The organism is Murdochiella massiliensis, from assembly GCF_900059565.1.
Classification (GTDB): domain Bacteria; phylum Bacillota; class Clostridia; order Tissierellales; family Peptoniphilaceae; genus Murdochiella; species Murdochiella massiliensis.
The window spans coordinates 317,953-339,277 of sequence record NZ_FIZW01000001.1; the positions used below are offsets into that span (position 1 = coordinate 317,953).

17 protein-coding genes and 1 other RNA gene are annotated in these 21,325 nt (G+C 49.6%); 13 read left to right on the top strand and 5 right to left on the bottom strand.

Annotated features, from left to right (window positions below; genetic code table 11):
• Nucleotides 1-81: 81 nt before the first annotated feature.
• Nucleotides 82-428: a transfer-messenger RNA gene (ssrA, locus tag BN3910_RS01460) on the top strand.
• Between the two features lie 296 nt (nucleotides 429-724).
• Here the strand turns inward: ssrA and BN3910_RS01465 are convergent.
• The 4 genes from BN3910_RS01465 to BN3910_RS01480 all read right to left on the bottom strand — a co-directional run bounded on the left by BN3910_RS01465 (nucleotide 725) and on the right by BN3910_RS01480 (nucleotide 3,429).
• Nucleotides 725-991, bottom strand: a complete 267-nt coding sequence (locus tag BN3910_RS01465; protein WP_066923613.1) for a barstar family protein — start codon at nucleotides 989-991, stop codon at nucleotides 725-727.
• Nucleotides 992-1,477: a ribonuclease domain-containing protein gene (locus BN3910_RS01470; RefSeq protein ID WP_066923615.1), complete on the bottom strand. Its 486-nt coding sequence runs from the start codon at nucleotides 1,475-1,477 to the stop codon at nucleotides 992-994. It abuts the gene before it with no gap.
• Between the two features lie 184 nt (nucleotides 1,478-1,661).
• Nucleotides 1,662-1,958 (bottom strand): glutaredoxin family protein, encoded by a 297-nt coding sequence (locus BN3910_RS01475; protein WP_066923617.1) that lies wholly within the window; start codon nucleotides 1,956-1,958, stop codon nucleotides 1,662-1,664.
• 424 nt (nucleotides 1,959-2,382) lie between these two features.
• The gene (locus BN3910_RS01480; RefSeq protein WP_066923619.1) at nucleotides 2,383-3,429 is read right to left on the bottom strand and encodes a hypothetical protein; all 1,047 of its coding nucleotides are present in this window, start codon (nucleotides 3,427-3,429) and stop codon (nucleotides 2,383-2,385) included.
• 274 nt (nucleotides 3,430-3,703) lie between these two features.
• Here BN3910_RS01480 and BN3910_RS01485 point away from each other — a divergent pair, with 274 nt between their 5' ends.
• The 3 genes from BN3910_RS01485 to BN3910_RS01495 are packed head-to-tail and all read left to right on the top strand — an operon-like array spanning nucleotide 3,704 to nucleotide 11,666.
• Nucleotides 3,704-4,663, top strand: coding sequence for an ROK family glucokinase (locus BN3910_RS01485; protein WP_066923621.1), 960 nt, complete (start codon nucleotides 3,704-3,706; stop codon nucleotides 4,661-4,663).
• Nucleotides 4,663-8,130 (top strand): PD-(D/E)XK nuclease family protein, encoded by a 3,468-nt coding sequence (locus BN3910_RS01490; RefSeq protein ID WP_066923623.1) that lies wholly within the window; start codon nucleotides 4,663-4,665, stop codon nucleotides 8,128-8,130. The genes BN3910_RS01485 and BN3910_RS01490 overlap by 1 nt, the downstream gene beginning before the upstream one ends.
• The gene (locus BN3910_RS01495; RefSeq protein WP_066923625.1) at nucleotides 8,127-11,666 is read left to right on the top strand and encodes a UvrD-helicase domain-containing protein; all 3,540 of its coding nucleotides are present in this window, start codon (nucleotides 8,127-8,129) and stop codon (nucleotides 11,664-11,666) included. Before BN3910_RS01490 ends, BN3910_RS01495 begins: the two co-directional genes overlap by 4 nt.
• A 47-nt stretch (nucleotides 11,667-11,713) precedes the next feature.
• Here the strand turns inward: BN3910_RS01495 and ymfI are convergent, their stop codons facing one another.
• Nucleotides 11,714-12,454 (bottom strand): elongation factor P 5-aminopentanone reductase, encoded by a 741-nt coding sequence (gene ymfI, locus BN3910_RS01500; RefSeq protein WP_066923627.1) that lies wholly within the window; start codon nucleotides 12,452-12,454, stop codon nucleotides 11,714-11,716.
• 141 nt (nucleotides 12,455-12,595) lie between these two features.
• On the opposite strand from ymfI, the gene BN3910_RS01505 reads away from it, so the two are divergent.
• The 9 genes from BN3910_RS01505 (at nucleotide 12,596) to BN3910_RS01545 (ending at nucleotide 21,323) form a co-directional block, all read left to right on the top strand.
• Complete coding sequence (locus tag BN3910_RS01505; RefSeq protein WP_066923629.1) at nucleotides 12,596-13,441, top strand: DnaJ domain-containing protein; 846 nt, start codon at nucleotides 12,596-12,598, stop codon at nucleotides 13,439-13,441.
• Between the two features lie 108 nt (nucleotides 13,442-13,549).
• On the top strand, nucleotides 13,550-13,870 hold the full coding sequence (locus BN3910_RS01510; protein WP_066923631.1) for a hypothetical protein: 321 nt from the start codon (nucleotides 13,550-13,552) through the stop codon (nucleotides 13,868-13,870).
• Entirely contained in the window at nucleotides 13,860-14,885 is a 1,026-nt protein-coding gene (locus BN3910_RS01515) for a V-type ATPase subunit (RefSeq protein ID WP_066923633.1), read from the top strand. Before BN3910_RS01510 ends, BN3910_RS01515 begins: the two co-directional genes overlap by 11 nt.
• A 10-nt stretch (nucleotides 14,886-14,895) precedes the next feature.
• Complete coding sequence (locus BN3910_RS01520; RefSeq protein ID WP_148417310.1) at nucleotides 14,896-16,839, top strand: V-type ATP synthase subunit I; 1,944 nt, start codon at nucleotides 14,896-14,898, stop codon at nucleotides 16,837-16,839.
• A 33-nt stretch (nucleotides 16,840-16,872) separates the two neighbouring features.
• Nucleotides 16,873-17,298, top strand: coding sequence for an ATP synthase subunit C (locus BN3910_RS01525; protein WP_066923636.1), 426 nt, complete (start codon nucleotides 16,873-16,875; stop codon nucleotides 17,296-17,298).
• Nucleotides 17,299-17,307: 9 nt separating this feature from the next.
• Entirely contained in the window at nucleotides 17,308-17,559 is a 252-nt protein-coding gene (locus BN3910_RS01530) for a V-type ATP synthase subunit F (RefSeq protein ID WP_066923638.1), read from the top strand.
• A gap of 2 nt (nucleotides 17,560-17,561) precedes the next feature.
• Nucleotides 17,562-18,182 (top strand): V-type ATP synthase subunit E, encoded by a 621-nt coding sequence (locus BN3910_RS01535; RefSeq protein WP_066923640.1) that lies wholly within the window; start codon nucleotides 17,562-17,564, stop codon nucleotides 18,180-18,182.
• A complete protein-coding gene (locus tag BN3910_RS01540; RefSeq protein WP_066923642.1) occupies nucleotides 18,175-19,959 on the top strand; it encodes a V-type ATP synthase subunit A in 1,785 nt (594 codons plus the stop codon). Before BN3910_RS01535 ends, BN3910_RS01540 begins: the two co-directional genes overlap by 8 nt.
• Nucleotides 19,956-21,323 carry a V-type ATP synthase subunit B gene (locus tag BN3910_RS01545; RefSeq protein ID WP_066923644.1) on the top strand — a complete coding sequence of 456 codons (1,368 nt, stop codon included), beginning with the start codon at nucleotides 19,956-19,958 and terminating at the stop codon, nucleotides 21,321-21,323. The genes BN3910_RS01540 and BN3910_RS01545 overlap by 4 nt, the downstream gene beginning before the upstream one ends.
• Nucleotides 21,324-21,325 lie beyond the last annotated feature (2 nt).

The following is a 21,325-nucleotide window of genomic DNA, read 5'->3' on the forward strand; positions in this document are numbered from 1 at the left end:
TTCCTAAGTGAGAAAGTGATCCCTTCTCTCTTTTAAAACGTCTAAAATGTCGTTTGCTTTGTATGCTATAATAAAAAACACGGGGATGCCCGGTTTCGACAGGGGAACGGAAAAAGGAGAAGCGAGCCGTCAGGCAGATGACGTTAATCAGGCAAAACCAATAACTGCTAACGACAACGAATTAGCTTACGCGGCCTAACCATGGCTGCCGGTCCTCCGACTGGACCCGTAACAGACGGACTGACCTCAACGATCTCGGGAAACTTCCTGCGCTAAGCTTTGCCCGCAGGTTGGACTCATGAAGCTACCGAATGCCATCGTTTGTTTATTTCGCCGGTCATTCGGGAAACAACCGAAATAAACTGCGCTCGGAGAAACTCGTTCGGATGTTCTCTTGGACGAGGGTTCGATTCCCTCCATCTCCATAGCAAAGTGGACTGATTCAAAAGGCAAGACGTCTGCATTTCGAAATGCAAAAGCGTTGAAATGTGGCGACTCAATCTTCGGTATTGTGTCAAGACCAGCCTTTGGGTTAGTCCCTTTTCTTTTTATAATGTTGGCATTATATCTTTACGGCGGAAAATTACGGCAGCAAAGCGCAAAAGTGCGAAAAGCCGCCGTAAACCACGGCGGAAAATTACGGCAGCAAAGCGCAAAAGTGCGAAAAGCCGCCGTAAACCACGGCGGATTCCGACCAACTTGCTTACCAATCCATCCAGCCTGTTTACCAATAAATATGGACGCTGTAGCCTTCTTCTCGTTGCAAATCCCCGAATACATCCAACAGGCGTAGGCCGTAATCACCCAATTGCTCAGGAATGGCGCGCGCCTCGTTAATTTCAATCTCGACCCCTTGTAGGTCTTGTAACACATCCCAAAGGGCATCTAAATTATGGCCAACATAATTCGGCCATTGAAAGATCTGTTGCATATAGGAGAATGCCGCTTCGCGGGACGTAAAGGAGGTACCGTTTAACACATAACGATTCATTTACTCCCCCGATCCGTATAATTGCTCAAAATGCTCATAATGATCCCCGGTATAATAGATGGCACCATCGTTTGAGAACACCAGACGTTCCGAGCCGCGATGCTCGTCATAGCCGGCAATGAGATCGGCTTCGTAATAAACGCGCCCTTTTTTCATGGGCAATTTTCCCTCGCGATTGCCGAAGCGATCGCCACCGATCACATAACCATTATTATCGGAAGTCGACCAGTTTTTTTCTTCGGCCTCCTTTTTTGTGATGTAATTTGTCGGCAAAGTGCCGAACGCATGGATGTACGCAGCTACTTCTTCTTTAGTGTAGTATCGCCCCTCTTTTTGCAGCGCTTCCGTTTTTATTTCTTGGCTTATCGATGCTTCAGAGTCAATTTCCGTCTTGTGCACAGGCACTGCGGTTCCTTGTCGTAAAAAGAAGAACGCAAGAATGGCAAAAAGCACCAGAAGGGGGAACCATTGATTTCTTTTATTCATCACAAAACCTCCTTCCGCTTTAAAAAAATATTTACCCTTTTTATCTGGAGTACATGGGAGTTTATAAAGGTGAATTGGCCACATGCAACGCCCTCCCCATAAAAGCATAAAAATCACGGCGGAGAATCCGTTTTCTCAGATTTTCCACCGTGATTTGCTTAAAATTTGGATCGAAGCGTGCGAACTACAGCACGTTGCAAACGCCGGGTGCGCTATCGTCTCCATCGTCGTCAGAGGCATCCGTTACCAGATGTTCCTTCATATATTGAATAATGTCATCCGATTCATAGAGAGCTTCTCCGTCAATAAAGAGGCAGGGAACCTGATTCATTCCGCCACGGGCGATCAGATCTTCCTTATTTTTGGGCTCTTCTACGATATCCTTCATTTCAACGCCTTGAACATGATGTTTCTCCATAAAGCGCATCACTTTTTGGCAGTAGGGGCAGACATCTTTTTTATATAACTCATAGCTTGGCATAGTATCCTCCTTCAGAGGGTTCTTTCACATGTAGATGCTGCATTATAACAGCGCATCGTTCTATCATTCTTTTCATAGATACCCAAAGGTGTACGCGAGTCCATAATATTGTGTAAAATATATAAGTACAATCACGATAAACGATTCCATAAAACGCCAACCGTCACATTCCGTAGTCTCTTGAAAGGGGATAGAAGAGCCATGAAGAATGGATGCCTGTGACGGACAGGAAATAACGATCACTTTTACTCCAGACGACGGCCATTGGCAGACAGATGTCAGTTTGCCCATGGATGCGCCGAGAATGCACGCAAGCATCAAGATACTGAAATAAAAAAATAGGAGAACAGAAAGGCACAAAAGCGATTACCGTTTTCGTGCCTTTCTTTATTTTTAACGAATTTCAAAACTTTGCCAGCTCCCTTTATTGTACGGGATTAATGTACACAATCGCCTTGCAGCGGATGCGCCCGAGCTGATCATGAAGCGAAATCGACAGCGGAAAACCTAGTGTATCGGGGTGTGCTAAGAAACCTTCTAGACGCAACCGCTGTTCTTTTGTCAATGCCGTATTTAACGGAAAACGATAATGCTCTTCTTTTTTGATTTTCAGTTCCTCATCTTCCGTGTTTGTCTTGATTAGAGGCACTCTTTTCACATTTTCGCCTTCCACAGCGCGATACGGAAAACGATCGGAAGCATTCAGTTGGAGATAGTAGCTATCACCGGCATCGGAAGGTATCTGTTTATCGTAATCGAATTGAACATCGAATACGTTTTCTCCGTTTTCTTCGATAAGTCGCACATGGATAGGCGCATCGCCTATTGGCGACGCTTTTGCCACGGCCTTTGCGTGTATGGTATTCATCCCCGTCAGGATATTCTCCGGAAGAAGAATGCCGGCTAAGACTTCAATACCATAGCCGTCCGGAGCAAACAAATATACGGTCGCGTTTAAGCGATCCCGTTTGCCATGAATAAACTCTTGGAGGATCGCTTCATTTTCTTCGTCGAACGCCTTCGTATCCGAAGACACAGAGAAAGAAATTGTTCCGGGCATACATCCGTTCTCCGCCGCAATGGGAAAAATCTTGTTTTTTGTTTCTTTCATCGTGTGAGGTATGATTCCGTCGAAAGAAACCATGGCATAGATTTGCGGAGAATCAAACATGGAAAGATCCACGGGAAAATTGGTATTCACGCCGTCTAACTTTATATCAAGACGATACTGTTCCCCATCAACGTGTAGGGGAAAAACATCGTCACTGCGATAAAAACTTATATCCTCCAGCCATCCATCACCGCTTCCAAGAACACGGCTTTCCACTGACGATTCGGAAGCCCGCTTCGATTCTAATATGATCAGCGATTCACTTTCTTCCGGCGCCTTCTGTCCGGTACAGGCGGTCAACAGCAATAGAAAAACGAGGAATGTCCAGCCGCTCAGGGAACGAAAAAAGATTTTTTTCATAGGATATTTTCTCCTTTCACCAGTAGTATTAGAAGATCACACGCAAAGAGAAAAGGTTTCCTTTCTATTTTTGTTATTTCCCATTGTTCTCTTATTCAAACGCGACATGTTGATAAAGGTTCTATTAGCACATTAAGCATTCGTATTGTTCTATGTTATAAAATTACCTACTACATGCTCATGTTTTGTTTGGACGAGGAAAGCGATTGATGGGCGGGAACGACAGCATCATGATAAAATAGAGAAGACTTGACAGATCCTGAAGGAGGAGCGCATGACGGCATATATTGGTATAGATCTGGGCGGAACGACGGCAAAGTTTGGCTTATTTGATGAAAAAGGAAAACTCTGTAAGTCTGTTTCCATACCCACGGGAAAAGCAAAAGCGCAAGATACGCTGATTCACGAGATGGCTGTACGGATTCGCAGTTTTCTAAAAGAAGAGGGCTATTCGGAAGAAGCGTTGGCCGGGATCGGCATTGGTGTGCCGGGTCCGGTGATGAACCATTCACTCGTGAACGGTTGCGTCAATCTGAGCTGGGGGCTGGTGCCTCTGGTAGATCTGTTTAAGGAGCAGGAAGGATTTACTTGTCCCATTGTTGTGGAAAATGATGCGGATGTGGCGGCTCTTGGCGAAGTGTGGCAAGGTGCCGCTTCGGATCGCAACTCCATTGTGTTTATTATTATCGGCACGGGTATCGGCGGGGGCATCATCTTGAACGATCAAATCTTAGCGGGTGTTCACGGCGCCGGCGGTGAGATTGGCCATATGCCGATATTATCGGAGCCTTTTTCTTTCGAATGTGGCTGCGGCGGCCATTATTGCTTGGAGCAAGTCTGCTCGGCGCCCAATATTCTGCGTTATGCCGGTGAACTTTTGGCGCAATCGGATGAGCCATCGTCGTTACGCCCCTATGGTGACAGCTACGACACTCGTGCCATTTTCCGCGGTGCACAAAACGGCGACGCTCTTTGTCAGCGCGTGGTAGAGCACGTCACTGATACGCTGGGGCGGGGCTTAGCGGTTTTAAGCGCCACCTTGGATCCCGAATGCTTTGTCATTGGCGGCGGCGTGAGCAATGCCGGCGATACGCTGCTCGAGCCGCTTCGCATTGCGTATCGTAAATATTCTTTTTTCGCCACAAGGGAAACGCCCATTGTTCAGGCAAAACTTGGCAATAAAGCGGGTATGATCGGCGCAGCACGCCTCGTCTTTCCTGCGGAGGAAGCGTAATGCTCAATCTTTACGCCTCGCGTGTCCCGATGGAGGTTTGGTATGCGTTAACCGATGCCATTCGGCAAAGCATTGCTGCCGGAAGACATGCCTATTTAGTGGTGCCTTCGCAGTTTACGGTGGAAGCGGAGCAGGCTCTTTTTGCTGCTCTGGACACGCCGATTCTGATGAAAGCGCAGGTTAAAAGTTTTCGTTCTTTAGTTCGCGATATTTTGCAGGAAGGCAGCGGTCTGCGCACGCCGGTGTTAACCGAAGAAGGCCGCCGCATGCTGGTGCGCTCGCTGTTGGAATCCAAAAAAGAGGAACGAGAGGTTTTTACCGCAGGGACGATCGGCACGCAATTGGTGGATGATTTTGTACGCCAGATGCAGGAATGGAAAGAGTACGGCATTGATAGTCAACGCCTGCAGGCGCAAGCGGAGAAAGCGCCGGAAAATCATCGCACGCGCCGTAAATTTACAGAGATTGCCGCTATTTATGAAGCTTATGAAGAAGCATTAGGCAACATTCGCTTGGATGGCGATGACCAAATGCGCCATGCCTTTGCGCAATTATCGGAAGTTCCGGTATTCGACGGTGTGGATTTTTTCTTTGATCGCTTTCATTCCATGTCAAAGATAGAAGGGGAAGCGCTTGCGGCCCTAGAAAAGACGGGGCATACGCTTCATGTCTCGGTCACCATGGATCCGGGAATGGCGCGCACCATTCTTTCCGCACCGCCGGAAATCGGTGCAGAGACCTTGGAATGGATGCTTTCCGAGAAAACGGATGATGCTGCGGCGTTTTCGTTGAGCACCCGTTTTGTACGTCAACTTGCTGCGATGACATCCGTTACGCTGCGTCCTGTTGCGGCCCGACCCGCCACGCCTTATCAAAAGCAGGCATTACAGGCGGCGCAGGCGGTTTTTGCGTTAAAGACGCCACTGCATCCTGCTAAAGAGGCTTTGGCGTCGGAGCACAAGAATCAAGGCATACGCCTCGTGAGCTATCGCAATACCGAGCAGGAAGTGGATGGCTTGGTGGTCGCCATGAAAAAGCTGGTGGCAGAAGAAGGGGCGCACTTTAGCGATATCGCTGTCTTTTTAACGGAGCAGACGGAATATGCCTCCATGCTCAAACGCGCCTTCCATAGGGATCGCATTCGCTTTTTCTACGATGAAGTGAAGGAAGTGGCCTATCATCCGCTGCTGCGAACAATTCGTGCTTTGCTCGCCTTAAATCTGAAGGGACCGCGTCCCGAAACGATGCTGGCCTTCTTGAAGGCGGGTCTGTTGGGCGTTGAAGAAGAGGAGATCGAGATCTATCAACGCTTCATTGAAGAACGGCACATTCGCTATGGGATGTTTGAGGAGATTCGTTATTTTACGGCGGATCCCACGCGACAATTTCGTGATGCTGAGGAAGAAGCACGCTATCGTCATCCGTATGATGTCGCACGTCGTGTGAATACCGTCGTTTTGGAACGACTGCACTTCTTCGCAAGACGCATCGAAACGGCGCATCGGGTGAAAGATTTTGCGGCAGCATTGGTAGAAACCTTACGCACGCCGACCACGCAAAATGCCCTCTTTGCCTATGGCGAAACCCTGCAGGCGGAAGGGGAAGAGGAGAGATTGGCCATCCATGAGCGCGTTTGGAGTGCTCTCATGGAACGTTTGGACGAAATGGTCGAACTCTTTGCCGATAAGGAGACGGATCTTGCCTTGTTTGCGGGCCTTTGTGAAGAAGGTCTTGCCGGTATATCACTGGGGGTCATTCCTCCCTTTAAAGAGCAGGTATTTGTCGGCGATCTGCTCCGTAGCCGTATGCAACCACGTAAATATGTGTTCATACTCGGTATGACGGATGCTTGGCTGCCGGGCATGCATAAAGAGACCGGGCTTTTAAGCGAAGAAGAAAAGGCATTGGTGTTGGAAAAAGGCGAAGCTTTGCCTTCGATGCAACGCTTTGCGGTAGAAGAGGAGCGTCTGAATTTCTATTCTGTCTTGCAGCAAGCAACAGAGCGCCTGACCTTGTCCACGGCGATGCAGGACAGTGCGAATGTGTCAATGACACCCAGCCACTGGCTCTTACGCATGAAAGAATGTTTGGGTCTTGCGCTAACGGTGCAGGATACTTTCGGTTTTCCGGAGATCCTGTATTCCCGTGGGCTCTTACTGAAGCGCTTGCCTGCATTATTGCGAGAAGAAGACACTTCTCCTGCCGTGCGCCGTTTTGCCGAACGCGTTTTAAGCCATATGAAAGCTTTGCCCGCCTATCGCGAGCTGGCAGAAACGCTGGAACGGGAAGGCGCCGAATCTCCGGAGCGCCCGCTCTTGACGCAAGAGATTACCCTCGCCCTTTATCCTTCGGAGACGATTAGTGCCTCACAATTAGAATGCTTTGCGGCATGCCCGTATCAATATTTTGTTCGCTATGGTTTGCGTGCAAAAGAAAGCGAGGATCTATCCATTCGGGCGTTGGATATCGGGAGCATTTTGCATGCGGCTGTGGACCAATGGACGACGTTGTTGCCGGACTATCTGGAACAGGGAAAACTTCCCGACTTTGCTGCGTCGGAAGCGGTGCTTCTTCAAGCCGGTGACGCATCGATACAAGACTTCTTAGACGCTGTAAAGCGCAACGATCCGAAAAATGCATTTATGTTGGATTTAGCTAAAGAAACCATGCGGGAAACCCATGCCCGTCTGCTTTCGCATTTGGCAAAGAGTAAGATTTGCCGTGTGGATCACGAATATTCCTTTGGCCCGGGACGAAACTTACCGGGTATTGTTTTGGCCGAATCCCCGCGATCGGTACTGCTAGAGGGGCGCATGGATCGAGTGGATACCATTCGAGAAAACGCACAACGCTATGTGGAAGTTATCGACTACAAAACAGGAAATACGAGTTTTGACTTAACGGCCATGATGAGCGGCACCCGTCTTCAGCTGCCGCTTTATCTCAAAGCTGCCTCCCAAAACGCAAAACCGCTCGGGGCCTTTTATTTCCCCGTGCATGCGCCCGCCCTTTCGGAAGAAAAGGAGGGCGACGGGGAGACGCTGCTGTGGCCGAAGGAATTAAAGCTTAGCGGATTTTTGAGTCGCGTCCCGGTAGGCGAAGCGTTGGATGAACGCTTGGCCGAGAGTGCTACGGCGTCTGTCTATCAATTTAACGGCACCGGAAAGGATTGGACGAAGAGAGAGAATGTGCTCACGCAGACGGAAATGGAACGTTTATTGCAGGAATCGGTCGAGAAAGCACAAAAACTGACAGCGTCTCGTGAGAGCGGCTATATTTCTGCCCATCCGGTATATTGGAAGATTTCCAATTCTTCAAGACACTCAGGATGTCACTATTGTCCCTATGCGGCGATTTGTCGCTTTGAACGGCTGCGGCAATTTGGAGCCCAGCGTATCCTTCCATCGACGGATTGGAAAAGTTGGAAGGCGCAACAAGAAACGGAGCCGAAAGGAGGCGAGGCATGAATTTCACAGACGAACAGAAAAAAGCGTTGGAATTAACGCCCGCCAATCGTATCGTATCGGCACAGGCGGGCGCCGGAAAGACAGGTGTATTGGTTGAACGCATTTTGCGTGAAATTACCATTCATCACATCGGTCTGGATCAAATGCTGGTTGTCACCTTTACCAAAAAAGCAGCCGGTGAGATACGCAGTCGTATCCGTGAGGCACTGCAGCAGCGGCTATCCGATGGAAACAGTGATCCTGTCTGGATTTTTCGCCAGCTCAATCTCTTAGCGGCGGCCAATATTCAAACCCTGCATGCGTTCTGCCTGGAAGTGCTGCAGCGTCACTTTGACCTTTTGGATCGCGATCCGGGACTCCATATTTTATCCGGCCGACAATTGGAAGGGCTGCAGGAAGAGGCCATGGAAAACGTGCTGCGCGCGGCGTATCAGGGGACCCTTTTATCGGAAGAAGACCCTTTTTCAGTATCGGCGGCATCGTTGCATGATTTTTTGGCATGTTATATGGATACGAATCGTCGTGACGACCAGGACTTGCAAGATCTCATAAAACAGTGGGATGGCCTGGCCGATGCTTCTGCCGATCCGGAACAGTGGATGCAAAAGAGCGTGGAAGGGGTAACCGAGAAAGCTACTATTCAAAAGATTATGGACGGCGTTCGGGATGCTCTTGTCATCGCGCCGGTTCTTTCCGTGGAGAGACAGCTGCGTCGGATGGAAGCATTACCTTGGAAGGAATTGCCGGAGTTCTTTGTGCAGTTCTTCTATCGGGAATGCGCCCAACTGCGTGCCACTTTATTTGAAGCCGCGGAAGGAGAAAAGGGTCCACTTACCTTAACCGAAGAACAACGGGAAGCGTTGATGGAACGCTTGGCACAGGGCGTAACATTCCGTTTTGAGAAACAACCGTCGGTAACCGAAAAACGTGACGGTGCGCAGGCGGTGCGCATTAAAGAAGTATTTCAAAATCAGCGTGCGGCTTTAAAAAACGATTTTAAGGCATTGCTTGCAGGACTGGAGCAGTGGAATTGGGATGCCATTACCCGAGAACAGGAGCTTTTGCAGGAACGCTTGCGTCCGCTTGCTTTTTTAGCCACACAGTATCGACATCGCTTACAAGAGCTAAAACGTGATGCCAACGGGATGGATTTTAACGATGTCGAACACGAATTAATCCGTTTACTGCAAAATCCGGAAGTGGTGCAGTCGTTAAAGGAGCAATATCAACGCATCTTCTTTGATGAATATCAGGATGCCAATGCCATTCAAGAACAAATTGTCGAGACATTAGCAGGCGAGGATAATTTATTTTTCGTCGGTGATGTGAAACAATCCATCTACGGTTTTCGCCAGGCTTTGCCGGAAAACTTTGTGCAGCGCTTCAATCGCTATGAAGCTTCCGACAGAGAGCAAGCCCTTAACCTGACAACCAATTTCCGTAGCGACAGTCGTATTTTGGATTTTGTGAATCGGATTTTTACGCCCTTGATGACGCAACAGCGCGGCGGTGTGACATATGATTCATCGGGGCATCGGGCGCAGGCTTCGGCAGAGCATGAGGGAAAAGGCGAGGTTACGCTCTGCGTTTTGGAGGATGTGCGTGAAAAAGAAGACGATGCGGAACCGAAAAGTGCATTGGATGAAATTTCTTCCGAACCTTTCTATGTGGCGCATCAGATCGTAGAGCATGTGAAGGCGGGCGGTCAGTACCGCGATTGTGTGGTGCTGGCACGTACGAACCTTCGCATGCCGGAATACGAGCAGGTATTTCGACGCTTTGGCATTCCGTATTTTCAGGACGCGTCGGCGTCAGAAGAGGAAACGCTCGAGAAGCAACTGGCCAAAAATCTGTTGTGTTTTATGGATAATCGTCGCTATGATATTCCGCTGCTCTCTGTTTTGTTATCGCAAATGGGCGGCTTTTCAGAGGAAGAACTGGCGCAAATGCGTGCGGCATATCCGGATGGTGCTTTCCATGAAGCTTTTCTTTCCGATACGTCGTCCGTCTCCGAGGCATTGCAGGCGAAGCGAGATCGCTTTTTGGAGAAACGCAACGCATGGCGGCAGCGCTATACGGAAATGCCGCTCTCGGAATGGATGACGCTTCTTTTCGAGGAGAGCGGCTTATTTGCGTATTTGACCACGCTTCCAGATGGAGAGATGCGTTTGCAAAACGTGTTAGCCCTCATACGTTTAGCGGAAGACTATGAAAGCCGGGAAGGCGGCGATCTGACAGGATTTTTGAAAGAGGCGTTGCGCCCTGCCGGCAATGGCGAAGATACGTTACCGTCCGTACCGTTGTCGGAAGAAGATAACGTCGTTCGCCTGATGACGATTCACAAGGCGAAGGGGTTGCAATTTTCCGTCGTATTCTTAGTGGATTTGGCGAAAAAATTCAATGCTTCCGTGAAGAAAAAGGCACTGGTATCGGATCCCTCGTGGGGAACGGCGTTGCAATTGAACTACCGTGCGCCAGAAGGAGGCAGCTGTTTTCGCAAAAAGACAACCTATCAAAACCTCATTACCAATGCCATTCTTAACAAAGAGCGCGCGGAAGAAGTGCGCATTCTCTATGTGGCGCTGACACGAGCCGTGCATCGCTTATATTTGGTGGGACACGTTACGAATATAGAGAAAGCAAAACCGGAAGTGCTGGACTTAGAGGCATTTCTAGAAAAAAGCAATACAGTGTTGGATTGGACGTTAGGAATTCTTTCAGCAAGTGCCGAGGGCCTCTCGTCGCAGGAAGGATTGGAGATTCTTTTTGCGCAAGGCGAAGACTATCGCACGTTGCCGGCGCTCTCTGATACGGCACTCGATCGCGAGAACGGAGGGGCTCTTGATATCGATGCGATTTTGCAGGCATCCGATCTCAAGGAAGAAACAACGCCGTTGCCATTAAAAATGACGGTTTCACAACTCTCCGGGAAAAATCAAATCTTAGATCCGCATTTTGAAGATTGGCCGTGGTATGGCGGTGCGCCGACAAAGACAGAGACGAGCACGACGGAAAGCGTCGAGCATATGCCACTTCCTGTTTTTCTGCAGGGAAAGGTTGAAGCTGATCCGGCTACCATAGGCACGTTGTTGCATCGTGCGCTGCAAAATTTACCGTTAAAAAATTATACGGAAGAAACTATGAAACAAGCACTGGACGCGATGGCGTCGCGTGCGCTCTTTACAGAGCAGGAGCGATCCCTGCTTGAGGAAGCGCTCTTATTGCGCTTTTTTGAAAGTTCTTTGGGACAAGCGGTGATTGCCCATGAGAAAAACGTGGTGAGGGAGCATAGCTTTACAATGCGCTTACCTTATGAAGAAAGTGAAATTGCCGTGGACGGGCAGATTGATTTATTTGTCGATCTGCCGGACGGCATGATTTTAGTGGACTTTAAATCGGATCGACATCCGAATCCCGAGCGATACCGCAAGCAATTGGCGCTCTATGCGCGGGCGTTGCAACTAGCGTATCACAAGCCGGTTAAGGCAGCGTATCTCTATTGGATTCGGCATGGCACAGCGGATCGTTTACAGTAGGAACTTTGCAGCAGGAAGGCACGCCGACTCGGCAAGCCTTCTTCGAATCAGTGGATCTCCATTCCGCCGTTAATGCCGAGGATCTGTCCGGTTATGGCTTCGGACTCATCCGCCGCGAAATGGCTGACCCAGAGGGCGATTTCTTCCGGGCGAAGCGGACGGCCGAGCGGGATGTCCGTCACAACCTCACGGGCGGTATCCTCGCCGAGCGCGGAAAACATATCGGTATCTACGACGCCGGGAGATACCGCGTTTACGGTAATGCCGGAGTAGACCAACTCTTTTGCGGCAGCCTTGGTAAAGGCGTCAACCGCCCCTTTGGTAGAAGAATAGAGCACTTCACAGGACGCTCCGACCTGTCCCCACATACTGGAAACATTAATGATGCGTCCCCATTTACGGGCAATCATGCCGGGTAGCGCTCTTCTCGTGCAATAAAACATTCCGTTGACATTGGTTGCAAAGACGTGTTGCCACTCGGCATCGGCAATATCCTGCAGCTGGCCGTATACCGCTATGCCGACATTGTTGACCAAAATGTCCACCGGGGAAAAGTGTTTCTCCGCTTGGGAAAACAGGTGATTCACTTCATCGGAAGAGGAAATATCCGCCTGTACGACAAGGGCTTCTGCGCCACATTTTCGGCAAAGCGCAGCCGTTTGCTCCGCTTCCGTTGCATGGGTATGATAATGGACGATCAATTTTGCTCCGGGACGGGCAAGCGCAAGGGCACATGCGCGGCCGATGCCTCGTGATGCACCGGTGATCAGAATGGTATGCGATGTCATTTTTTCTCCGCCTTCTATTTTTTCTCTCATAGGGGTATGATACCATGGAAAAAATCATTGTCATGATGAGCGATGCCTTTTTGTCGCCTGTCGAAGTCAGCACAGAGCTTTTGCTTCTGTGCAAGGAAGAAGAGGAAAAACATGAAAGTGCTCTTGGGACATATCCTATACGTATTGGCAAAAGGGATAGACCTGTTATTTTCAGGATTGATTTTTTTGCTGGAACTTGCGGTGAATCTTGTGGAACGCATTCGCGCCTATTTTGCGCCTTTGGTCGGCTGTTTGGCCACCTTATTATTTTCCATGCCGTTTTTCTTCTTTTTTATTCCCATCATACGACTTCCAGCTTGGGTATGGCTCATCTTCTTTATTTTAGTGCTTTTTCCGCTGTTGGGACGCGGCTTTGTCTCGATGCTGGAATACGGAAAATACGTGTTGACGGAATATCTCTACGATCTTTCCGATGACTTGCGACAGGGAAAATCCTCCAATCGTAATTTCTCGAGCTATGGAGCGGCCTATCGTCGAAAGTTGTGGGAAGAAGAGGTGAGAAAACGCGAGGAAGCGCAACGCCGCGAAAAGGAAAAGTGGGATCGTATCTTTAATGAGTATTTCCGTAACGGCGGCTTCTACTACCGATCGGATGGGCAATACGGTCCGCGTGCGGACGGTTCCTCGGGCTTTAATGGCCAAGGCTATGGTGGTTACGGCTACGGTGGCGGACAAAATGGCTATGGACAAAATACCTGGGCGGGGCCGAATCCCATGGAACAGTTTCGTTCCACTTATGAAAAGAGCTGTAGCGTGCTGGGCGTTTCCACGGATACGACGGAATACGAGGTGAAACTGGCGTATCGCAAGCTGGCGAAAAAATACCATCCCGATGTGAACAGTGATCCGGAAGCTACGAAAAAATTCCAGGAAATCAATGCCGCCTATGAATTCCTCTCTAAAGAGAATATTGAACGCTATAAGAAATATCGGTAATCGATGAGGGTCACGGCTATTTTCTCGTGACCCTTTTCTTGACAACAAAAAAGGAGTACCATAGGGGCGGTTACCGAGAAAGTGGAAAGGAAAAAGGAGGAGGCGAAAATGAATGAAACGATTCAGGCCATCCTCGACATAGACCGTTCGACTCGGGAGCTCAAAGAAAACACCGATCATGTGCTGGAAACGGAAATGAACAACACGCGAGCGGTGATGGCTGAGCTTCAACGGGAAGCGAACCGTCAAATGCGAGAACAAGCGGAAGAACAGGTTAACGCTATTGAAAAAAAACGAAAAGAGGATGAGAGCGCCCTCGTATCGACGTCAGAAGAACAAATCGCGGTGATATGGCGCTTTTTTGATGCGCATCGCGAGAAGATGGCTACGGAATGGTTTGAGCGATTGCGAGACGACAATGGGATCTGATACAGCCTTAGTAACGAAATTACGCGGGCGCTTTGGGAAATATCTCAACCCTCAACAGCTCTCTCGGCTGTTGGAAGAAACGACCCTGGAGGGCGCATTTCGTGTTCTGCGCGAGATTGTAGGTAAGGACATTGGCGATTTTCATGATGTGCGCACCGGCGAGCAGCGCCTCGAAGCCTGGAAACGTCAAAGAAATGATGAATTGCTGACGTTTTTGGACGCCAAGCAAAAACAATTCCTCCACAGCTTTTTTATGGAAGATGAATTGTTGGAGTTGCAACGCTTTCTTCGCGTACTACAACGAGATAATCGAAAAGAACAGCTTCTTTTTATTCAGCACAGCATTTATGCCGACACGCTTCATCTGACTGCCGACACGTCCATTAGCGTGCCGGCATATCTTTCGACGCTGAAAGAGAAACCATATTATCGCCTTCTGGAACCGATCGTTCAAAACGATGTTGATACGGGATCGATCGATTTCGATTCGCTCATGGTCAATTTCAACCGATGGTATTTTCATCGACTGCGTCGGGAAGCGAAAGACATCGGGGGAAAGACGGCAGTGGTTCTCGATGATCTTCTCGGCACGATGATCGACTTGCGAAACATTACCTGGATCGTCCATACGAAGCGCTTTTTACGCGATGAAGATCCGTATTTGGCCATGCAGATGGTTCCGGGCGGAAAGATCCTATACGGAAAGACGTTGGAGAATGTAGTAAGCCTGGATTTGCCGGCCTTTACGGTATGGCTTCGTCAAAGCCCTTATCGCGGTTTGATTGAAGGCGGTAAAGAGGATTATTCCTTTTTGCCCATCGCAAGGCAACGCTATCTCTATCAGCGTTGTCGAAAAATCTTCAGTCTCACCGATGACGGTCTGCTTGCAGCAGTGTGTTTTATACACATGTTAAACGGTCGAATCGCCGAAATACGACGCATACTGGAGGCCATAAATCTGGGATGGAAAGAGGAACAGATGATACAGTATTTAATCGAATGGAAGACGGAATAGGAGGTGGCTTTTGGCAATTCAACGAATGAAAATGATGCAGCTGGTTGCCCCTATTGAGCAACTTTCGCCCGTCGTGCTCGCCCTTTTTCGCACCGGCGGCCTGCATCTATTGGATGCGGAAAAAATGATCGAAAATTATTCCTTCACCATTCCGGTGACGGAAGAAAATTTGTCGAAAACGGTGGACGTTTCCACGGTGCGTCAGTTTGAAAAAGAAAGTGGTACCGGAGAGCGGCGACAGGCCGCATTGACCTACTTGCAACGGAAGTCCCGCGAGATGGGCGACATTTTTGCCCAACCGAATCTCACGACGGAGCTGACCACGCAACAGGAAGCGGTATTGGCCGGCTTAATGGAATTGGATGCGGAAATCGAAACGATCCGTCAAAAGCAAAAACAGGTGAAAACGGACTTGAGCCTGTTACGCCTACTTTCGGCAAATGACATTGCCTATTCCGCGCTGCAAAGTCTGGAACAGTTTGCGTATGAATTTGGTACGCTTACCGCGATTGAACGACGAGCTATTCGCTCCGGCTATGAAAAAATTCCGGCGGCGATTTTGCATCTCGGTGCGATCGAAAAAGAGGAATTCTATCTTTTGGTCTATCCGAACAAGGTGCAAAATGAAATTCATCGCCTGGAAGACCGCCTTAACTGGAAACAGCTCAATCCCGATTTTTCGGAAGGCAAGACGAACGAAGAATGCATTCGCTTAATGGAAGAGAGCCTTAAAGAAGAAGGGAATAAGCTAGAAGCTCTGGAAAAAGAAAAACAAACACGTATCGATCGCCATGAACAAGATCTTGAAGGCTTATATTATGCCGCTTCATTAAATGACGCGGTAAACAACGCAAAACAGTATTTTGCTCGCGGGAAATCCTACTTTTATGTTACCGGCTGGGTGAGTGAAAAGGAGGAGGAAGCTTTTCGTCGGACGATTGCTCGTTTCAAAGATACCTTTGTACAGTTCATTGATGAAGAACACGTATCCGAGAAGGCGCCGACACGCTTACAGAATGCAGCGATTGTTCGCCCGTTTGAAGCGATGGTGAACATGTATGGTACACCGAATTACAAGGAGTTGGACCCTACCGGCTTTTTCGCCATTACGTATGTCCTTCTCTTCGGCGCGATGTTCGGCGATCTGGGGCAGGGAGCGGTCTTTGCTCTGCTCGGCTTGCTTTTGAAAAAGATGCGCCATCCCAATTTAGGCGGCGTGGTCTTTCGCATGGGCATTGCCTCGATGGCGTTCGGCCTGGCTTACGGGTCGTTCTTCGGTCTGGAAACGGTCATTCCCGCTCTCGTTGTGCGACCGTTTGAAAACATCAACACAGTGCTTATTGCCGCCATCCTTTTCGGTGTGGTGCTGTCAAGCATCGCTTATCTTCTCGGTATTGTGAATAAGTTGAGAAGGAAGGAGTACCAGGAAGCCTGGTTCGGTAAAGAAGGATTATGCGGCTTTGTTCTGTACCTTTCGCTTCTGTTGACGGTGGTTAATGTTGCTGTCCAACCTGTTCTTCCTTCGGGTGTATTGACTGCCCTGATTGTCGCCGCATTAGCCGGAATTTTGTTCCAGCAGCCGTTAACGAATCTGCTGCTACGTAAGCGGCCGCTTTATCACCAGGGGGTGGGAGATTACTACGTCGAAACCGGATTTTCCCTTTTGGAAGCGCTCATTTCCATTTTTTCCGGCGCGCTTTCCTTCATTCGTGTCGGCGCATTCGCCATCAACCACGTCGGGTTGTTCATGGCCTTCTCAACCATGGGAAAGATGATGGGCGGTGCGGGAAATGTGGCGATGCTCATCATCGGTAACATTGTCATCATTGGCCTTGAAGGACTGATCGTGTTTATTCAGTCCCTTCGTTTGGAATATTATGAGCTGTTCGGCAAGTATTATGTTGGCGACGGCAAACCCTTTATTGATGCAAAAAAAATGTTTCAGCATCGGTAGTGTTTTGTACGCATACGGAAAAGGAGAAATACTGTGGCACCCATTTTAACGTTATCCACCATTATTGTCGTATTAACCATCTCTTCGGGTTTTTATTTGCTTTATAAGAATACGGATTCCTCCAAAAAGCGCTTAAAACATGCGCTTCGGTTGAATCTGACCTGTTTTGCTCCCTGTATTTTGATGGCATTGATTTTATTCATGCCTTCTACCGCCTTTGCGCAGGGCAATGCGAATAATGCGGCAAGCGGCTTGGCCTACCTTGGTGCGGCGCTTTCCACCGGAATGGCCACCATCGGCACCGGTATCGCCGTCGGCGCCTGCGGTTCGGCTGCTCTCGGTGCAGTTTCCGAAGACCAATCCATCCTCGGTAAAACGCTCATCTTTGTGGGGCTTGCCGAAGGTATTGCAATTTACGGCTTGATTATCTCCATCATGATTCTCGGCCAAATCGGCTAAGAGGCGATTATGCACATGAAGCTCATTACCGACGATAGAGAATTGGCGCTCGGCTCACGCTTAAGTGGCATTCAAACACGCGAGGTGGACGAGAACACCGTTCTTTCCGATGAGTGGAAAATGGCGGTGGAGGATAAGGATCTGGGCGTGCTCTATCTGTCGAAAAATGTGGCGGAAGCCTTACAGGAAGAAATTGATGCATTTCGGGCGAAACACCATCAGCCGATTGTCGTCGTTCTTCCGGAACAGGAGGAGAGTTGATCATGGTTGAATTACAAAGTAAATTGGCCTTATTTCGCAACATGATCTGGTCGGAGGAAAAACGCCGCTCCGAACAAATGCTCTACGATTCTACGACACAGAATTCAAAACTCATTGAAGAACGTAGAGCCCGCTTAGCGCGGGAGAGCGAGCAGTATATCGCACAGCATGTGGATCGCGCAAGGCGCGAAGCCCATGAGCGTCTGGTCGTACATCGGCAGGAAAATCAGCGCATCTTTTTGGAAACACAGAAGAAGTGCCTCGATGCGTTAAATGCCTCCATTCGGCAAAAATTTGCCGATTTTGCACAGACGCCGGAATATGCGGACTGGATGAAAAAGCATCTTCGCGCTGCACTGGAAGAAATGGATGTGGCGGAAGTCCATGTGTTGGATCGCGATCGGGATCTGGCCAGAGAAATCTGCGGTGAAGATTTGCCGGTAAAAAGCATGCCGGAGGAAGAAATCGGCGGCTTTGTTCTCGTGGATCGCCAGCAGGCAAAACGCACGCGCCACACCTTTCATTATTTGATTCAGGACAATGAATATGAAATCGGCCGCGCACTCAACGACTGGCTGATGAACGGTGCAATTCAGGAAGCGGAAGGAGAAGCGCATGAATAAGACCGCAGAAGGTATCATTCGTGCCATCAACGGTCCGGTTATACGCGGGACGCGCATGAATGGATTCGGCATACATGAAATGGTGGAAGTGGGCGAGAACCGTCGACTGGGCGAGATCATTTCACTGGATGAAGATCGTGCCGTCATTCAGGTCTATGAGCAGACGGAAGGACTCAAGGTCGGCGATGCGATCTATGCAACGGGTGAACCGCTTTCCGTCGTTCTCGGGCCGGGACTGCTGATGAATATGTTTGACGGCATTGAACGTCCGCTGGAACGTATTCAGGATGCTCATGGCGATTTCATGGCCACCGGCGTCAAGATGCCGGCGCTGGATGCTGCAAAAAAATGGACGGTGTCGATAAAGATCCACGAAGGTGATACGCTCTCTTCCGGACAAGTCTTTGCCACCTGCAAAGAAACGGTACTGATCGAGCATCGCGCCATGGTGCCGAACGGTATTTCCGGAAAGGTCATCTCCTGCGTTGCGGACGGAGAGTATACCGTCAATGATGTTTTGGCCATCGTCGAACAGGACGGGATTCGTCACGAGCTTACGTTGATGCAGCGTTGGCCGGTGCGTCGTCCACGTCCGGTTTCCCGCCGTCTTTCGACCAATGATCTATTGGTGACCGGTCAGCGAGTACTGGATGTCTTTTTCCCCATTGCGAAAGGGGGAACCGTAGCGATTCCGGGCGGTTTCGGTACGGGAAAAACCATGCTGCAGCATCAGATTGCGAAGTTCTGCGATGCGGACGTCATTATCTACATCGGCTGCGGGGAACGCGGAAACGAAATGACGGATGTTCTGGATTCTTTTCCGCAACTGATCGATCCGAATACCGGAGAAAACCTGATGAACCGAACCGTGCTGATTGCCAACACGTCGAATATGCCGGTGGCAGCGCGAGAAGCGTCTATTTATACCGGCATTACCATGGCGGAATACTATCGCGATATGGGCTATGATGTCGCCCTGATGGCGGACTCCACCTCGCGATGGGCGGAGGCTCTGCGAGAAATCTCCGGCCGCCTGGAGGAAATGCCGGCGGAAGAAGGGTATCCTGCCTATCTTTCCTCGCGTATCGCGCAATTCTATGAACGGGCGGGTCGCGTGGAAAACCTTAATGCTTCCACCGGATCGGTAACGCTAATCGGTGCGGTTTCGCCTGCCGGTGGCGACTTTTCGGAACCGGTGACGGAAGCAACGAAGCGTTATGTGAAGGTCTTCCTTGGCTTGGACAAGGAATTGGCCTATTCGCGCCATTATCCGGCTATCAATTGGATGAATAGCTATTCCGGCTATACCGAGCTGTTAACCAATGATTATCTGGATCGTACGGACGTGGACGTGATGGCGCTTCGCAAGAAGATGATGGGCATTCTTCTTGAAGAAAGCAAGCTCAACGACATCGTTTCTCTCGTCGGGGCGGATGTTTTGCCGGAAGAACAGCGTTTGGTATTGGAAATTGCACGCGTTCTTCGCGTCGGCTATCTGCAACAAAATTCTTTTCATGCACAGGACACCTATGTACCGCTCAAAAAGCAGGTGCGGATGCTGCAGGTCATCAACACGCTTTATGAAAACGGTAGGGATCTTTTGCGTCTGCATGCGCCTTTGCGCATTGTACGTGATGATGATCTGTATCAGAAGGTCACCATGATGAAATACAATGTGGCAAACGACAATCTATCAGCCATTGACGATCTGGAAGAAGCTATCGTTTCGCATTACGATGCGTTGAAAATGCAATATCAGGGGGAGGATGCGTCGTGAATATTGAGTACATTAAACTGAAGCATCTGGAGAGCGCCATCGTTACCGTCGATAAAGTGCATGATGTGGGCTACGGCGAAATTGTCACCATCACCTCTGAAGGCAAGACATACACCGGACAAGTCATGGCGATCGAAGACGATTTAGCCATGGTGCAGGTCTTCGGCGATACTACGGGTATGCGTGTCGACAACGCCGTGGTCACCTTTGAAGGCCATCCGCTTTCCATTCCGCTCAACGCCTCCATTCTGGGCCGCGTGTTCGACGGCTTGGGCAATCCCATCGACGGCGGCGGCGCGGTATTTTCCAATAAACGCTATAATATCAACGGTTCCGCCATGAATCCGGTCGCTCGCGAATACCCCAAGAATTTTATTCAAACCGGAATTTCCGCCATTGATGGCTTGATGACTATTATCCGCGGACAGAAGTTACCGATTTTCTCCGGATCCGGTCTGGATCATGACCGCATTGCGGCACAAATCATCCGGCAATCGCAAATTCGTCATTCGGACGACGACTTTTGCTTTGTTTTCGGGGCGATCGGCGTGCAGAAGGATGAAGCGGATTTCTTTGAAGAAACCTTCCGTGCCGCCGGCGTACAAGATCAGGTCGCAAGCTTTATCAATCTGGCGGACGATCCGGTCATGGAGCGTTTGATCACGCCGAAGTGCGCCTTAACGGCAGCGGAATATCTGGCGTTTGAAGAACACAAGCACGTGTTGGTCTTGTTAACGGATATTACCTCTTATGCCGAGGCGTTGCGTGAAATTTCCAACCTTCGTGAGGAAGTGCCGAGCCGAAAGGGCTTTCCGGGCTATCTCTATTCCGATTTGGCTGCCATGTATGAGCGCGCCGGTATCCTTCGTTCCGGAAAAGGTTCGATTACGCTCATTCCGATTCTTTCCATGCCCAATGACGACATCACGCATCCCATTCCGGACTTGACGGGCTATATTACGGAAGGACAGATCGTACTTTCGCGCGAACTGTCCCGCCGCGGCATCTATCCGGCCATCGATATTCTGCCGAGCCTATCTCGTTTAATGAAAGACGGCATCGGGGAAGGATTCACGAGGGAAGATCATGCCGACGTTATGCGCCAAATTTATGCCTCCTACGCCAAAGCGCAGGAAGTGCGCAATCTCGCACAAATTATCGGTGAAGACGATTTGAGCGAAGATGACCGCAAAATCCTTGCTTTTGGTGACGCGTTTGAAAAGCGATTCCTGCAACAGGAATTCACGGAAAATCGTTCCATTGAGGAGACACTCGACTTGGGCTGGGAACTTTTTGCACTGTTGCCGGAAGGCGAACTTTCGCAGATCAGTCCGGAAATGAAAGAAAAGTATTTGAAGCGGTGAGA

What these genes read in the sequence shown, in the direction of transcription:
- BN3910_RS01465 (WP_066923613.1), bottom strand. Translation starts at nt 991, where the DNA reads ATGAATCGTTATGTGTTAAACGGTACCTCCTTTACGTCCCGCGAAGCG.
- BN3910_RS01470 (WP_066923615.1), bottom strand. Translation starts at nt 1,477, where the DNA reads ATGAATAAAAGAAATCAATGGTTCCCCCTTCTGGTGCTTTTTGCCATT.
- BN3910_RS01475 (WP_066923617.1), bottom strand. Translation starts at nt 1,958, where the DNA reads ATGCCAAGCTATGAGTTATATAAAAAAGATGTCTGCCCCTACTGCCAA.
- BN3910_RS01480 (WP_066923619.1), bottom strand. Translation starts at nt 3,429, where the DNA reads ATGAAAAAAATCTTTTTTCGTTCCCTGAGCGGCTGGACATTCCTCGTT.
- BN3910_RS01485 (WP_066923621.1), top strand. Translation starts at nt 3,704, where the DNA reads ATGACGGCATATATTGGTATAGATCTGGGCGGAACGACGGCAAAGTTT.
- BN3910_RS01490 (WP_066923623.1), top strand. Translation starts at nt 4,663, where the DNA reads ATGCTCAATCTTTACGCCTCGCGTGTCCCGATGGAGGTTTGGTATGCG.
- BN3910_RS01495 (WP_066923625.1), top strand. Translation starts at nt 8,127, where the DNA reads ATGAATTTCACAGACGAACAGAAAAAAGCGTTGGAATTAACGCCCGCC.
- ymfI (WP_066923627.1), bottom strand. Translation starts at nt 12,454, where the DNA reads ATGACATCGCATACCATTCTGATCACCGGTGCATCACGAGGCATCGGC.
- BN3910_RS01505 (WP_066923629.1), top strand. Translation starts at nt 12,596, where the DNA reads ATGAAAGTGCTCTTGGGACATATCCTATACGTATTGGCAAAAGGGATA.
- BN3910_RS01510 (WP_066923631.1), top strand. Translation starts at nt 13,550, where the DNA reads ATGAATGAAACGATTCAGGCCATCCTCGACATAGACCGTTCGACTCGG.
- BN3910_RS01515 (WP_066923633.1), top strand. Translation starts at nt 13,860, where the DNA reads ATGGGATCTGATACAGCCTTAGTAACGAAATTACGCGGGCGCTTTGGG.
- BN3910_RS01530 (WP_066923638.1), top strand. Translation starts at nt 17,308, where the DNA reads ATGCACATGAAGCTCATTACCGACGATAGAGAATTGGCGCTCGGCTCA.
- BN3910_RS01535 (WP_066923640.1), top strand. Translation starts at nt 17,562, where the DNA reads ATGGTTGAATTACAAAGTAAATTGGCCTTATTTCGCAACATGATCTGG.
- BN3910_RS01540 (WP_066923642.1), top strand. Translation starts at nt 18,175, where the DNA reads ATGAATAAGACCGCAGAAGGTATCATTCGTGCCATCAACGGTCCGGTT.